The 13,215-nt window shown below is 70.6% G+C and carries 10 protein-coding genes; 5 read left to right on the top strand and 5 right to left on the bottom strand.

Annotation, left to right across the window (positions count from 1 at the left end; genetic code table 11):
* Positions 1–40: 40 nt before the first annotated feature.
* On the top strand, positions 41–460 hold the full coding sequence (locus tag ABZS40_RS17060) for a PPOX class F420-dependent oxidoreductase (RefSeq protein ID WP_354944199.1): 420 nt from the start codon (positions 41–43) through the stop codon (positions 458–460).
* Between the two features lie 82 nt (positions 461–542).
* Here the strand turns inward: ABZS40_RS17060 and ABZS40_RS17055 are convergent, their stop codons facing one another.
* Positions 543–1,427, bottom strand: a complete 885-nt coding sequence (locus tag ABZS40_RS17055; RefSeq protein ID WP_354944198.1) for a bile acid:sodium symporter family protein — start codon at positions 1,425–1,427, stop codon at positions 543–545.
* 146 nt (positions 1,428–1,573) lie between these two features.
* Here ABZS40_RS17055 and ABZS40_RS17050 point away from each other — a divergent pair, with 146 nt between their 5' ends.
* Positions 1,574–2,902 (top strand): glycoside hydrolase family 18 protein, encoded by a 1,329-nt coding sequence (locus tag ABZS40_RS17050; RefSeq protein ID WP_354944197.1) that lies wholly within the window; start codon positions 1,574–1,576, stop codon positions 2,900–2,902.
* Between the two features lie 57 nt (positions 2,903–2,959).
* On the opposite strand, the gene ABZS40_RS17045 is transcribed toward ABZS40_RS17050, so the two are convergent.
* Positions 2,960–3,316, bottom strand: a complete 357-nt coding sequence (locus ABZS40_RS17045) for a hypothetical protein (RefSeq protein WP_354944231.1) — start codon at positions 3,314–3,316, stop codon at positions 2,960–2,962.
* 187 nt (positions 3,317–3,503) lie between these two features.
* On the opposite strand from ABZS40_RS17045, the gene ABZS40_RS17040 reads away from it, so the two are divergent.
* Positions 3,504–6,296 carry a M14 family zinc carboxypeptidase gene (locus ABZS40_RS17040; protein WP_354944196.1) on the top strand — a complete coding sequence of 931 codons (2,793 nt, stop codon included), beginning with the start codon at positions 3,504–3,506 and terminating at the stop codon, positions 6,294–6,296.
* Positions 6,297–6,393: 97 nt separating this feature from the next.
* Here the strand turns inward: ABZS40_RS17040 and ABZS40_RS17035 are convergent, their stop codons facing one another.
* Entirely contained in the window at positions 6,394–7,194 is an 801-nt protein-coding gene (locus ABZS40_RS17035; RefSeq protein WP_354944195.1) for an SAM-dependent methyltransferase, read from the bottom strand.
* 185 nt (positions 7,195–7,379) lie between these two features.
* Here ABZS40_RS17035 and ABZS40_RS17030 point away from each other — a divergent pair, with 185 nt between their 5' ends.
* Positions 7,380–7,982 carry a hypothetical protein gene (locus ABZS40_RS17030; protein ID WP_354944194.1) on the top strand — a complete coding sequence of 201 codons (603 nt, stop codon included), beginning with the start codon at positions 7,380–7,382 and terminating at the stop codon, positions 7,980–7,982.
* Positions 7,979–10,333: a VWD domain-containing protein gene (locus ABZS40_RS17025; RefSeq protein WP_354944193.1), complete on the top strand. Its 2,355-nt coding sequence runs from the start codon at positions 7,979–7,981 to the stop codon at positions 10,331–10,333. Before ABZS40_RS17030 ends, ABZS40_RS17025 begins: the two co-directional genes overlap by 4 nt.
* 145 nt (positions 10,334–10,478) lie before the next feature.
* Here the strand turns inward: ABZS40_RS17025 and ABZS40_RS17020 are convergent, their stop codons facing one another.
* Entirely contained in the window at positions 10,479–12,539 is a 2,061-nt protein-coding gene (locus ABZS40_RS17020) for a cellulose binding domain-containing protein (protein ID WP_354944192.1), read from the bottom strand.
* 155 nt (positions 12,540–12,694) lie between these two features.
* On the bottom strand, positions 12,695–12,913 hold the full coding sequence (locus ABZS40_RS17015) for a hypothetical protein (RefSeq protein WP_354944191.1): 219 nt from the start codon (positions 12,911–12,913) through the stop codon (positions 12,695–12,697).
* Positions 12,914–13,215 lie beyond the last annotated feature (302 nt).

Here is a 13,215-nt window from a genome sequence, read left to right as displayed (position 1 = left end):
TAACGTGCAGGGGTAAACGTTGTCGCGACGAGGAGACTTCATGTCCAAGCCACCGCTTCCCGAGGCCGCGGTCGCCATGCTCCAGAAGCCGAACCCCGCCGTCATGACCACCCTTCGCAACGGTGGCCAACCGGTGTCCGCCGCCACCTGGTACCTGTGGGAGAACGGCCGGATCCTGGTGAACATGGACGAGAGCCGCCGCCGGTTGGAGCACGTCCGCAACGACCCCCGGGTGTCGCTCACCGTGCTCGACGAGGCCGGCTGGTACACCCACGTCAGCATCATCGGGCACGTCGCCGAGCTGCGCGCCGACGAGGGCCTGGCGGACATCGACCGGTTGTCGAAGCACTACACGGGCAACGCTTACCCACGCCGGGAACGAGCCCGGGTCAGTGCCCTGATCGAGATCGACCGCTGGCACGGTTGGGGCGAGCAGAAGGACAACAACCAGGTCGGCTGACCGCCGCCGCCCGCTCTTGTCGCCCTGACGGCCGCCGTCAGGGCGACAGGGCGCTGCCGTCAGGGCGACACGGCGCCAGCCGTCAGGGCGACACGGCGGTGGCGGACCGGGCGCCGACCCGGGTCACCAGGTAGCCGAAGGCCGCCGCGGTGAAGAACATGACGATGCCGTAGACGGCGCCCGGGATCGCCATCTGGGTGCTGTTGAGCAGCGCCGGGCTGAGCGCGATCGTGATGGCCAGGGTGCTGTTGTGGATGCCGATCTCGAACCCGGCGGCCGTCGCGGCGCTCCGGTCGACACCGGCGAGGCGCGGCGCCCCGTACCCGATGGCGAGGCTGAGCAGGTTGAAGGCGAGCACGGCCAGGCCGACCGAGACGAAGTAGTCGGCGATGTTCTCCCGCTCGCCGAGCACCGCGCCGGCGATCACCGCGACGAGTACGACGACGGAGAGGATCCGGACCGGGCGGTTCAGCCGCTCGGCCACCTGCGGCATCCGCGCCCGGATGAGCATGCCGATCGCTACCGGGACGAGCACGATGGCGAAGACCTGGAGCACCTTGTCGAGCTGGAGGCCGATGCTCCTGCCCTCGGGCAGGAAGTACGCCGCCGACAGGTTGACCAGGATCGGCAGGGTGAACACGGCGAGCACCGAGTTGATGGCGGTCAGGGTGATGTTCAGGGCCACGTGCCCACCGAACAGGTGGCTGTAGAGGTTGGCCGTGGTGCCGCCCGGTGATGCTGCCAGCAGCATCATGCCGACGGCCAGCTCGGGTGCCAGGTCGAACGCGAGGACGAGGCAGAAGCAGAGCGCCGGCAGCACCAGCACCTGGCAGACCAGGGCGATGACGGCGGCTCGTGGGTGTTGGGCCACCCGGCGGAAGTCCGCCATGGTCAGTCCGAGACCCAGACCGAGCATGATGATGCCGAGGGCGACGGGTAGTCCGATCAGAGTCACGGCGGAGTCCATGGCACAACATCGTTACCACCCGGTAACGCCGTCACAATCCCCCATGTGGCTGGACGGCTCTTGACCCTGGACGGTGATCGGCTTAACTTCATCAATCAGATAAGTCTCTTTACTAATTCTGCTTGATGTCTCGTGGGAGTGTGCCGATGCGACCATTCCGCCACCACCGCCTCACCGCCGTCGTCACCCTGGCGACCCTGCTCCTCACCGCCGCTCCGCCCACCGCCGCCAGCGCCGGTGACAACCACCAGCGTCGCACCGGTTACCACCGGGTCGGCTACTTCACCCAGTGGGGCATCTACGGCCGGGCCTTCCCGGTCAAGAAGCTCGAAACCTCCGGGGCGGCGAGCCGCCTCACCCACCTCAACTACGCCTTCGGCAACGTCAGCGAGGACGGCCGCTGCTACGTGGACGGTGGGCCGGGTGAGGGCGACGCCTGGGCCGACTACCAGCGCCCCGTCCCGGCCGAGGAGAGCGTCGACGGCGTCGCGGACGCCCCGGGCCAGGCCCTCAATGGCAACTTCGGCCAGCTCGCCAAGCTCAAGGCCAAGCACCCCAAACTGGAGGTGCTGATCTCGCTGGGCGGCTGGAGCTGGTCGACGTACTTCTCGAACGCCGCCCGCACCGACGCCTCCCGCAAGGCGTTCGTCGCGTCCTGCATCGACCTCTACCTCAAGGGCAATCTCCCGGGCAGCGCCCCAGGTGCCGGGGCCGGCGTCTTCGACGGCATCGACCTCGACTGGGAGTGGCCCGGCTCGGAGGGTGAGCCCGGCAACGTCATACGTCCGGAGGACCGGGAGAACTTCACCAAGCTGCTCGCCGAGTTCCGCCGGCAGCTGGACGCGTACGGGCGCACGACCCGGGCGCACCACCCGCTGACCGCGTTCCTGCCGGCCAGCCCGGCCACCATGGACGCCGGCTACGAGGGCCGCAAGATCTTCAAGTACCTGGACTTCGCCACCGTTCAGGGGTACGACTTCCACGGCGGCTGGGACGCGCGGGCCAACCAGCAGTCGGCGCTGCGCGTCCCGGCGGGTGCCCCGGACAACCCGGACTTCTCCGTCGAGGTGGCCATCGACGGGTGGATCGCCCGTGGCGCGCCGCGCGACAAGCTCGTGCTCGGCATCCCCTACTACGGTCGGGGCTGGACCGGCGTCACCGGCGGCGGCAACGGCCTGTTCCAGCCGGCCACCGGGCCCGCGCCGGCCACCTTCGAGGCCGGGTACGAGGACTACAAGAAGCTCAAGACCCTGGCCGCCAACGGCTACACGGTGCACCGCGACCTGCGCGCCGGGCACGCCTGGTTGTTCGACGGTACGACGTTGTGGACGTACGACGACCCGGCGGTCGTGTTGCAGAAGACGCTCTACATCCGACGGGCCGGTCTGGCCGGCGCCATGATCTGGTCGCTCGACGGCGACGACGACAACGCCACGCTCACCAAGACGATCGGCCTCGGCCTGACGACCTGGTAGCCGTACGTGTGCCACCCGGCCCGTCGCCGGCCGATCTCTCGGCCGGTGGCGGGCCGGTCACCGCTGCGCGGGTGTCACCGCGCGCACCGCGGCCTCGATGAGCGCTGTCACCTGGTCCATGTCCCGAGCCCGGTGCACATCCACCTCGGCCGACCAGCCGTCGGGCCGGGTGAGCTTCACCGTCACATCGTCGCGGCGGTGGGTCAGCCAGCCGGCGATCGCCTGCACCAGCACCATGGCGGTGCCCGCGTCGCTGGCCGCCACCCGTAGGACGTCCGCGCGGTCCGCCGACATCCCGTCGGGGGACGTTGTCGTCACCCCCTCCCGCAGCCGATCCTCAGCGCGCAGCCAGGATGCCAGCGAACGCCGAGCATCGGCGGACGGAAGATCCGGATGGACCGAGAGCGTGATCATCTCCGGCACGTCTCCCCCTCGCAGACGACGACAAGCCCATGCCACCATCCTGCCAGTCCGCGTCGGGACCGGCACGCCGAGTAGTCGGTAATATCGATCAACCCTTGACCGTCGTATCGGTGGTTCATAGGCTCCGGCCACTGCGAGGTTGTTCCCGAGAGGGGAAACACGACTCATGGCCCCATCAATGCGTCCGTTCCGGATGGTCCCCGCCAGGCGGCTGGCACGTGCCGCAACGATCGCGCTCCTGCTCGGCATGACTCCCCTGCTCGGCGGCACACCGGCCGCGAGCGCCGCCCAGCCCTCCCGCTGCAGCGACGACCCGACCGCCCGGTTGGGCACGGTGCCCACTCCGGAGAACGTGCTCGGCTTCCCGCTCGGCGTGGGCCAGGAGCGGGTCGTCACCAACGACGAGGTCCGGACCTACCTCGGGGCCGTCGATCGCGCCTCCAACCGGGTCGTCACCGGCGTGATGACCACCAGCGTGCTCGGCCAGCCGTTGCCGTACGCGGTGGTGTCCAACGAACGCCACGTGCGGCCCGCCGCGCTACGCGAGATCGCCGACGACATCCGGGACCTGCGTGACCCGCGCCGGACCAGCGCGCGAACGGCCGCCCGGACGGCGAAGGACAGCCCGGCCATCGTCTGGGTCACCGCGAACGTGCACGGCGGCGAGAAGAGCGGCGCCGACGCGGCGCTCAAGACGCTGTACGAGTTGGCGGCGGGCCTGTCCTGCGCTGTCGCCCAGCGCAACGACAACCTGGTCACCATCATCGTCCCCACCCAGAACCCGGACGGCCGCGACGCGACCCGCCGGCAGAACGAGTTCGGCTTCGACCTGAACCGGGACTGGTTCGCCCGCACCCAGCAGGAGACCGACGGCAAGCTCGACCTGCTGCGCCGCTACCCGCCGCAGGTCTTCATCGACGCGCACGAGATGGGCGGCCGGCAGTACTTCTTCCCACCCAACGCCGACCCGATCCACCACGAGATCGCCGGTGAGGCGGTGGACTGGATCAACCGCATCGGCGAGGCCAACAAGGCCGGCTTCGGCTTCAACGGGGCCTGCGACGAGACCGTCACCACCGAGTGCTACTTCAACTACGACACGTACGACATGTTCTTCATGGGCTACGGCGACACGGTGCCGACCACCGGCTTCGGCGCGGCCGGCATGACGTACGAGAAGGGCAGCGCGTCGGCAGTGGCCGACCGGGTCCAGCAGCAGTTCCACACCCAGTGGTCGACGCTCGGCTGGGCCGCCGCGAACAAGCGCGAGGTGCTGGACGGCTACTTCGACATCTGGACCGACGCGCTCGCCCAGGGCAGGGCGGGCACGCTGGAGCCCAACGAGGTGGTGCAGCCCACCAACGAGGTCCAGTTCCCGGTGCCGGACCTCACCATCCGCTCGTACTTCCTGCTGCCCGACCGGCAGCTCGCCGACGTCCGCCAACTCGTCGAGCGGCTGCGCCGGATGGACGTCGAGGTGTACGAGGTGCAGAAGGCGACCCGGGTGCCCACCGCGCGGGTCTTCGGCGGGCGCAGCGCCACCAACGTGACAGTGCCCAAGGGCGCGTACTGGATCCCGATGGACCAGCCGCAGAAGCACTGGATCCAGGCCATCATGGGCGAGGACCCGTACGTGCCGTTCCCGTACTTCTACGACGTGTCGTCCTGGAGCAACCCGCTACTGATGGGCATCAACACCATCTACACCGGAGACTCCGTCCGACCGAGGGCCGAACTGGTCCGCAAGGTCTCCGGCGGTCGCACCGGTGTGGCGTGGCCCTGGGGCTCGTACACGTACCCGCTCGACTCGGCCGCCGCCGCGGAGTTCACCTTCAGCCTGCTCGGCCGTGGCGTACCCCTGGTCCGCGACCTCACGACCAGCACTGTCTCCATCCCGGCGGCCACTGTGAGCCGGACCGTGGACCGGCTGGCCCAATCTCTCGGGGTCACCCTCACCCCGGGCGGCCGGCCCGCCGGCACCCGCCTCGACCTGCCCGACGTGGGGTTGTTCCAGGGCACCGGCATCTCCACCACCTCCGGCTCGCACGGCGAGGCCCGTTACGTGCTCGGCAAGCGCTGGGGGCTCGACCTGAAGCCGGTCACCACTGCCGACATCAACGACAACACCGAGGCGTTCACCGGGCGTAGCGTGCTGCTGGTGCCGGACGGCAGCAGCGCCACCGGCGGTCTGACCGCCGCCGGGCAGGCCAACCTGCGCGACTGGATCGGCCGGGGCCACACCTACCTCGGGTTGCGCAACGAGGGCACCCGGGTCGCCCGCGCCGCAGGGCTCACCTCGACCACTGAGAAGACCAAGCCGGCGGACTACCTGGTGATCGGCTCGCACCTGCGCGTCGACGTCGACCAGGACAGCCCGGTGGCGCTGGGTCGCCCGGCGGAGGACTTCGAGTTCAACAACAGCGACCCGATCCTCACCCCGAGCACCACCGGGACGAACGTGCTCACGTACCCGACGGGTGACACCTTCTGGGCCAACGGTTACACAGTCGGGGCGGAGACGCTGAAGGGCACCGCGGCCGTCGTCGACGAGCCGACCGGCGCCGGTCGGGCGGTGCTGTTCGCGTTCAATCCGCTCTTCCGCGCGTACAACGAGAATGGTCTGCACCTGGTCGCCAACGCGCTGCTCTACCCGGCGACTGCCGCGCCCGACGCGCGGCGCCCGGCCGGCGTCGACGCGGCGCGCGCCAGCGCCGCGGCCGCGCCGGTGTCGCCGGACCTGGGCGGCGGCTGGCGGCCGATCACCATCCAGGTGGCGGCCGGCGACCTGCCCCGCACCCGGGCGATCGTCGAACGCTTCACCACCGACGCGCGGGCGTCCGCGAAGAACGGTTCGGCGTACGTCGTGATCCCGAACCCGCAGGGACTTCAGATGGACGAGCACCCGTTCGCCAGGGATCTGGTACGCGCGCTGCGCGAGGCGCGTGTGCCGCTGCGGTCCGTGGTCGGCTGACCAACCCCGCACAGCGAAGCGCCCGTCCCCTCGACCGGGGGCGGGCGCTTCGGGGTCCGGTGGGCGAGCGGGGCGGTGACCCGCCTGTCGACCCGGGTCAGGGCTTGCGGGCGACGCCGCTGTAGCCGGTGCGGGCGACCTGCGCGTCCTCGGTGGCCGGCGGCTCGGCGTACGGCCACATGTTGACCAGCCCGGGCGGCTCCAGGACGAAGTCGCCGAAGAACCGGGAGATGTCGGCGTGGCTGCGCGGCACGAAGGGGCTGTTCGCCCGGGCGTAGATCGCGGAGATCCGGGCCATCAGGTCGGGGTGCACGTCGGTGCTGGCGTGCGACAGCGCCAGGTAGCTGCCGGGGGCGAGCGCATCGCGGTAGGTGGCCACGATCCGCTGCGGATCCTGCTCGTCGGGCACCAGGTGCAGAACGAACATCATCAGCACCGCGACCGGGCTCCCGACGTCGATCGCGGCGCTGATCTCCGGGTGGTCGAGCACCTGCGCGGGGTCGCGCAGGTCGGCCCGCACCACCGACACCGACGTCGAGTCGGCGAGCAGGGCGCGGCCGTGCGCGCAGACCACCGGATCGTTGTCGACGTAGACGACCCGCACGTCCCTGTCGATGCGGTGCGCGATCTCGTGGACATTGTCCCGGGTTGGCAGCCCGGACCCGAGGTCGATGATCTGCCGGATGCCCCGCTCCTGCACGAGGTGCCGGACCGTCCGGGCAATCAGGTCACGGCCCTGCCGGGCCGCCTCGGGCATCCACGGCGCCACCTGCAACACCATCTCGGCGGCGGCCCGGTCGGCGGCGAAGTTGTCCTTGCCGCCGAGGTAGTAGTCGAACATCCGCGCCGCGTTCGGCTTGTCCGGTTGCAGGGCGACCTCCGGCTGCGACTGCGTCATGATCGACCACCTCTCCCCCGTGCGTCCGGTCCCGCAGCATAACGCCCCCGATGATCGATTTCCGGCCCCTCCGGTCGGCTAGCGGACATCCACCGGGCCGGATCACGACAGCGCTCCCGGCACCCGCGGCGCAGGATGGCCGGGATCCGTGCCGACCGTCGGCACCCGGAGGAGGCGCGCGGCCCATGGGCGTACCCCGCATAGGGACGGCTTCGCTCGCCGGCTGTCTCGCCCTACTACTGATGGCGACCACTGTCGGGTGCAGACGGTCACGTCCGGCACCGGCCCCGAGCGGCGGCACGGCGACGGTCGGCCTGACCGTCAGCGCCGCACAGCCGTCGTACCGGGTGGGTGAGCAGATCAGCCTGCGGCTGAAGCTGGTCAACAAGCGCGACGCCGAGTGCCAACTCAGTCGGGTGCCGGACGGGGCGGTGACTGTCATGTCGTTGACCCGCGACGGCACGGCGGTGGCACCAGCGGTCGGCGACGCCGCCTACTACCGGGACTTCACCGCGTACCTGGCCGAGAACCTGGTGCGGGTGCCGCCGCGCGGGTCGGTGGAGCTGACCTTGGGCAGCGACCCGCAGAGCCCGGTCGGCCCGGCGCTGATGACCTCCGCGCCGGACGGGCGGGGCGGCGCCGCCGTCACCTGGTGGCCGGTCGACCAACCGGGGGCGTACCGGCTGGTGCTGGGCTACCTGCGAGCGCCGCTGCGCGGCGTACCGGCGGATGCCTGCGCCGCGACGGCAGAGCAGGGCGCTGTCGAGTTCGAGGTGAAGGGCGGGTGACCGGGTTGCGGAGCCGAATGCGACTGGGTGTCGTGCTGGCGGGCGTCCTGGTGCTGCTCGCCCCACAGGCGGCGTCCGCCGTGGTCAGCGTCAACAGCGACCTGCAGACGGAGTACGCGGGCTGCGTCGGACAGATCCGCGGCTCGGGCAACGGCGCCGTGCTCGACGAGCTGGAACGCTCCGGCAAGCAGATCAAGGTGCGCAGACCCATCTTCGGCTCGGAGAGCAGCACCACGACGTACGTCCCGGGCAGCGACGTGCAGATCAACTGGGTGCCGGAGAACGACGGGCGGGCGCTGCCGGAGGAAGGGGCCGGCTTCACCGAGGACCAGTGCGCCACCTTGATCCACGAGATGAACCACGCCCTCGACGAGGTCAACGACACCGACCGGGGGCAGTTCTGCACGCAGGGCGGTCAACAGGCGAGCACAGTGGACCCCGCCGAGGTGCACGCGGTGCTGGCGGAGAACGCGTACCGCAAGGCCGTGGGGGTGCCGCTGCGTACGACGTACAGCGGGATGAAGCTGCCGTCCAACGGCAAGGACTGCGACCAGCCCAAGCCCCGACCACCCGGTGGTGGTGGTTGTTCGATCTCGGTGATCGGCAAGGGCTACCGGTGCGCGAACAGCAACGGCGACCCGCACCTGCTCACCTACGACGGTCTGCGGTACGACTTCCAGGCCGCCGGGGAGTTCGTGCTGACCCGCTCGACGGCTGACGACCTCGAGGTCCAGGTACGACAGACGATGTTCCCGGCCAGCTCGGTGGTGGCCGTGAACTCCGCTGTCGCGGCGAGGGTGGCCGGTGACCGGGTCGGCGTGTACGTCACACCCGACGGCCCGGCGATCCGGGTGAACGGCGCCGCGCCGGTGTCGGCGCCCGACGGGGTGAGGTTGCCACGCGGTGGCACCGTCACCACCTGGGGAGATGGCACTGTGACAGTGGAGTGGCCGGACGGCGCCCGACTGACCGCGCAGCCGATCGGGGTGTGGGGGTTGAGCGTGAGCGTCGGCGCGCCCACCACCCGGGCCGGGACGCTGGAGGGCCTGCTCGGCGACCATGACGGCAACCCCGGCGACGACCTGACCGTGCGTGGCGGAAAGCGGGTGGCGCAGCCGCCCACGTTCGAGGCGCTGTACCCCGGCTTCGCCGACAGCTGGCGCGTCGAGGCGCAGCGGTCGCTGTTCGACTACGAGCCGGGGCAGACCACCGGCACGTTCACCGACCGGCGCTTCCCGGACCGACTGCTCACCGTCGGGGACCTGCCCAACCGGGCCACCGCCGAACTCGTCTGCCGACGAGCGGGTGTCACCGATCCGCAGATCTTCGCCGACTGTGTGCTCGACGTCGGTCTCACCGGGCAGGTGGCGTTCGCCGAGGCCGCCGCCCGCGCGCAGCGCGACGCCCCCGCTGCCGGTGACGTCGACCTGGCGGTGACCCGGGCCGGCGCAACGGCCGCGATGAAGGTACCGGGCCGGGCCGGTCAGAAGATCTTCGTGGAGGTGCCCGCCGCCACAGTGCCGGATCGCTGCGGCGTGTTGCTGCTGCTCGACCCGCAGGGCCGTCAGCTGGCCACCGGCTGCGTCATCTCCGGCGTCGGCTTCATCGACACGACCACGTTGACCGCCACCGGCGACCATCAGGTGGTGCTCGACCCGTGGGATGCGGACCTCGGTCGGGCGACCGTACGGGTCGTTGCGGTGACCGACGAGGAGAAGACGCTCACGCTGGACGGGCCCGCCGTTCGGGCAACCCTCGCGCAACCGGGCGCGGTCAGCCGCCTGGCCTTCGACGGGCGCGCCGGTCAGAAGGTCTTCCTCCAGGTCACCGACGCCACACTGCCGGACCGGTGCAACCTGCTGCGCCTGAGCGACCCGGCCGGTGACCAGGTGGCCAGCGGCTGCGTGATCGGCGGACAGGGCCAGGTCGACGGGTTCGTCCTGCCGGCCACCGGCCGGTACGTGCTGGAGGTCGACGGGACCTCCACCGACACCGGCTCGGCGGACGTGCGGTTGCGCGACGCCACCGACGAGCAGGCCGACACCGTCGCCGACGGTCGGTCCGCCACCGTGACCGTCAGCCGGCCCGGCGCGGTGAGTCGGCTGCGGTTCCCCGCCGACGCCGGTCGTCGCATCACCGTCGAGGTGACCGCCGCCAGCCTGCCCGACCGGTGCGGGATCCTGCTCCTGAACAGCCCGGCCGGCGACGCGGTGGGAAGCGGCTGCGTCATCGGCGGGACGGGGCGGTTCGAGACGGGTCCGCTGCCGAAAGGCGGCACGTACACCCTCGTGCTCGACCCGTGGGCGGACGACACCGGCTCGGCCACTGTCATCCTGCGCCAGGGGCGCTGACTGCGGCTGTTCTGGGGGCCAGCCTTTCCCGGACGAGCGTGATGCCTGTGAATCATTTTGATGACCCACAGGCATCACACACGTCGGGGATGGCCTGAGGGGCCAACCCGAGCCGACCTGACCATCGACGCCCCTGGCCAATCGGTCAGCCGGTGGCGCAGACGGTGCCGTTGAGGGTGAACGCCGTGGGCAGCACGTTCGGCCCGCCGTACGCGCCGACGAAGCCGGCGCTCACGGTGCCGCTGGCGGCGATCTGCCGGTTGTCGGCGGTGGGCGTGACCCGCACCGCGGTGCCGACCTGCTCCCAGGTGGCGCTCCAACCACTGCTCACCTGCTGCCAGCCGGTGGGCCAGGTCCAGGTGAGCGTCCAGCCGTTGATCGGGCTGGACCCGTTGTTGATGATGTCGACGCCACCGATGTAACCGTTGCCCCAGTCGTTGTTGGCGCTGAAGCGGACGGTGCACGTACTGGCGGCGGGGCTGCCGGTCGCGAAGGTGAGCGGCGGTGAGGCCCAGGAGACCCGTCCGGCGGTGTCGCGGGCCAGCACGTTGACGGTGTACCTGCTGCCCGGCACGAGGTTGTCGACGGTGAACGAGGTCGTCGTCGTCTCGCCGAGCTGCTCGCTGAGCGCGCCGTGCTGCCGGTGCACCTCGTACTTGGCGATCGGGCTTGCGCCCGGGGCGGCCGCCGGCCAGGTGATCGTCGCGGCGCGGTCGGTGACATCGCTCGCGGCCGGCTGGCCGGGTGCGGCCGGCCGGCCGGCTGTCGCGCCGGCCGGGCGCAGCACGAGCGTGGTCAACGAGTACGCCGGCAACGTCCGGCTGGTCGCCGAGCCGGACCGGCTGGTGGCGATGCCGGTGGCGCCGTTGGTGAGGGTGGAGACCGTCGGCGCGACGGCCGACGGGGTGAACCCGGCGTAGTCGATGGTGACCGGGTGGTCGTTGTCCGGGTCCTTGTTCACCAGCAGCACGGCGAGGTCACCGTTGCTCCGGCGAACGGCGTGGGCGGTGACCAGGGGCTCGTCGGTGCCGGCGCGAACGAACTGGTCGCCGGTCTTCGCGAAGAGCTTCATCATGCTCAGCCCGTGGTACGGCGCGAACGGTGTGTTCAGCGGCGGTTGGCAGACCGAGCCGTCCCCGGTGCAGGCGCCGCTGGAGAGCATCCCGAAGTCGCCGTAGTCGGTCTGGCCGGCCACCTGCGTCACGGTGCCCATGCCGTTGTGCACGTTCCACCAGTGGGCGGTGAAGACACCGTTCTCCAGCAGACCGCTGTAGACGTCGGCAAGGAAGAGCGCGGCCGGTTGCGTGTTCCGGCCGGCGTCGACGTTCAGCTCGGTGAAGCTGATGCCGATGCGGTCGGCGTTCGGGCCGGCGTATCGGGCGAGCTGCTGCCGCAGCAGGTAGGTGGCGTCGGGGAGGTGGTCGACGCGGGCCAGCGACTCGGCGGCGGTGCCGCCCGGGTACCAGTGCACGTCCACGAAGTCGATCTTCGGGCCGGCGATGGAGAGCACTGTCTGGTTCCACGGGCCCGGATCGCTGCCGGCCGTGATCCCGTCCGGCCAGTTGCCCGGCATGGTCAGCACCGCCCCGACCTTGATGCTCGGGTCGACCGCCTTCATCGCGTCGGCGTACTCGACGACCAGCCTCGCGTACTGCGTCGCGCTCTTGTCCGGGTGGTCGTCGGCCTCCCACGCGGACCCGTAGTGGCCGTTGCCGTAGTTCTCGTTGCCGACGGTCCAGTACCGCGCGTCGTAGCCCTTCGTCACGTTGGCGTACCGCACCCAGTCGGCGGCCTCGGCCGGCGTGCCGGTGCCGTAGTTCGCGATGATCATCGGCTGCGCGCCGACGCGCCGGACCCCCGCCATGAACGTGTCGAAGTCGGTCCCCGGCGCGACGTACCCGCCGGGCGCTGTGTGGTCCTTCCAGTGGTAGATGTCGGCGTACGAGCCGCCGGGGTAGCGCATCATCTGCACGCCGGCATCTCTGAGCAGGTCCGACGTCTCGGCGGTGCCGAGGTTCGAGTCCCAGATGGCGTGGTTGACGCCGAGAGCGGTGTCCGGGACGGTCGCCAGACCCGCACGGGTGTTGACGGTCACGGTGACCGGGTCGGGCGCCGCACTCGCGGTTGGTGGGTTGACAACGGCGAGCGCGCTCGCGGCGAGGAGCAGGCCCGCCAGGAGCGCTGCTCGGGTCTTCGGTGTACGCATGGGCGGGGTTCCTTCGCGCAGATGAGCCGCCCGACCGGTCACTGTGCGACCCGGTGACGGGCGATCTCGTGGACGGCAGACTCTGGTTGGTCCATCGCTCGTGTCACCGCCCCCCGGAGATCACATCTGGATCCCGGCTGCCCAGTGGACGGACGTCAGCCCCGCGCGCGGCTCTTCATCGACATACCACAATGGCACTGTCGGTTCGACAATCTCAAGGTGCGTCGGGCGTCGTCTTCGCCGCGACCTGAACGACGCCCCCGGACACTCACGGCAGCCGCCAACAGAGTGACGACCGCGGCGGCCAGTTGCAGCACGCCGACGAGCAGATCGACCACGCCGGAAATGGCAGTAGCGTCTGGCAGATAGGTCATGAGACGGCCTCCGGGTTGGTGCCCACCGTCCGCTTCCTGCGGAAGGCCCTCCCCCGGGCCCAGCGGTGACCGCTTGAGCGCCGCCCTCATTGTGGCACCCACTCTCCACCGAGCGGAAGACGTCAACGCCCGACATGAAATCGACAGACGTCATAGACGACGATCTTCGTTCGCTGCTCGGGATGGTCCGCTGGTGCGCCGACGACAGTCGTGAGCGCGGGCGGAATAGCCTTGCGGCATGCGGGGACGATTCGGCGCGGCCAGGCGGTGGTACGGGGAGCACCGGCGGTTGGTTCGCCGTA

The organism is Micromonospora sp. NPDC005324, from assembly GCF_040607155.1.
GTDB classification, from domain to species: domain Bacteria; phylum Actinomycetota; class Actinomycetes; order Mycobacteriales; family Micromonosporaceae; genus Micromonospora; species Micromonospora trifolii.
Note: the sequence above shows the minus strand (reverse complement) of the source record. Positions and strands in the feature narration are given on the sequence as shown.